1 protein-coding gene is annotated in these 2,219 nt (G+C 52.6%); it reads left to right on the top strand.

All coding sequences use genetic code 11. The annotated features are described in order from the left end of the window. Positions 1–2,219 (top strand): condensation domain-containing protein (locus FKV70_RS25760; RefSeq protein WP_244310853.1); only part of this gene is annotated, 2,219 nt, incomplete at both ends.

Consider the following 2,219-nt stretch of genomic DNA (forward strand, 5'->3'; position numbering starts at 1 on the left):
TGGGCGAGGTCGAGGCACAGATTCTGAAAGTGGAAGACGTGCAAGAGGTCATCGTACTGGCCCAAGCGGACGAGCAAGGGCAAAACCAACTGGTGGCGTACTATGTCGCTGAAAGAGAAGTAAGCGCGGGTGAACTGCGCAGCTTGCTGGGTGAAGAATTACCCAACTACATGGTGCCTTCGTATTTCATCCAGCTGGAGCAGATGCCGCTGACACCGAACGGTAAAATCGACCGCAAGGCCTTGCCTGCACCGGAAGGCAGATTGCAAAGCGGAGCGGATTATGTAGCGCCGCGCACAGCGCTGGAGCAGACGTTAGCTTCCATTTGGCAAGGGGTGCTAGGAGCGAAGAGCGTCGGCATTCTGGATAATTTCTTTGATCTGGGCGGGGATTCGATCAAAGCGATCCAGGTATCCTCCCGTCTGCTGCAAGCGGGCTACAAGCTGGATATGAAGGATTTGTTCCAATATCCGTCCATTTCGCTGCTGAGCGGTCATGTACACAACGTTAGCCGTACAGCCGACCAGGGTGAAATTTCGGGCAGCGTCAAGCTGACTCCGATCCAGCAATGGTTCTTTGAACTATCGTCGGCAGAGCCACATTATTTCAACCAGTCGGTGATGTTGCACAAAGCGGAAGGTTTCGATCTAGACGCATTGCATCGCACGGTGACCAAGGTGACGGAGCATCATGATGCGTTACGTATGGTTTTCCGTCAGACCGAACAGGGCTATGAAGCGTGGAATCGCGGTGTGAAGGAAGGCGAGTTGTATCATCTGGACGTTGTGGATTTGACAGGCGTCGAAGACACGGCGGATGTGGTGATGGCGATTGAAACGCAAGCCAATGCCATCCAAAGCTCCATTCGTCTGGATGAAGGGCCGCTGGTGAAGCTGGGACTTTTCCGCTGCATGGATGGAGATCATTTACTGATTGCCATTCACCATTTGGTCGTAGACGGCATTTCATGGCGGATTGTGTTTGAAGATTTTGCGACCGGATATGAGCAGGCCGTTCGGGGAGAAGCGATTCGCTTGCCATATAAAACGGATTCGTTCTCTGCTTGGGTAGAGCGGTTGTCTCAATATGCGAACAGTCCGGCCGTCGACAATGAACGCGAATACTGGCAGCGTCTTGCCCACATCGGAGTCGCGTCGCTACCTAAGGATCAAGAAAGAGCGGCCGGACAGCCTTTGCTGGTCAGAGACAGTGAGACGGTGACCGTGGCTTGGAGCGAACAGGAAACCCGATTGCTGCTTCAGGAATCGCACCGGGCGTACAACACCGAGGTCAACGATCTGCTGCTAACCGCACTCGGCAGTGCATTATACAACTGGAGCGGGCAGAAGCGTGTGCTGGTTCATCTGGAGGGACATGGCCGGGAAGCCATCGTTCCAGATATCGACATCACACGTACGGTGGGCTGGTTTACAAGCCAGTATCCCGTGCTGCTCGATGTGGATGGAACATCAGAAGTAGGACAGCGCATCAAGCAGGTAAAAGAGGACCTGCGTCATGTGCCGCGTAAGGGCATTGGCTACGGTATTCTGAAGTATATGTCTTCAGATGACGCCGATCCATTCTTAACTTTGCAGCCTGAGATCAGCTTTAACTATTTGGGTCAATTTGATCAGGACTTGGAACATGGAGAAATCACGCTGTCTTCACATCCAGGTGGAGAGCCGCTGAGTGACCGCACCGTGCTGGAGCAGTCGCTGAATGTGAACGGCATGATTACAGCAGGCGTGCTGACCTTGGAAATTCGCTATGACAGCCACGTATATCATCAGCAAAATGTAGAGAAGTTTGCCCGGCTGCTGCAGGAAAGCTTGCAGGAAGTGATCAAGCATTGCGCGTCTCAAGGGCGAAGTGAGCTAACGCCAAGCGATATCTTGTTCAAAGGCTTATCATTGGAACAGCTGGAACAATTGACGAAGCAAACGGCTTCTGTGGGCGAGCTGGAAAATGTGTATGCTCTTTCTCCGATGCAAAAGGGGATGCTGTTCCATAACCTGATGGAACCGGACTCAGGCGCCTACTTCCAGCAAGCGTCGTTTGATCAGCATGGCAGCTTTGATGTTGCTATTTTCCGCAAGAGTCTGGATCTGCTGACACAGCGTCATGAAGCGCTGCGGACGAATTTCCATCGGTTTGAGACCGGACACGGTCAGGAGCCATTGCAGATGGTATTTCGTCACAAAGATAGCGACCTTTCTTTC

The sequence above is a fragment of the Paenibacillus ottowii genome, assembly GCF_006874425.1.
Lineage (GTDB): Bacteria > Bacillota > Bacilli > Paenibacillales > Paenibacillaceae > Paenibacillus > Paenibacillus ottowii.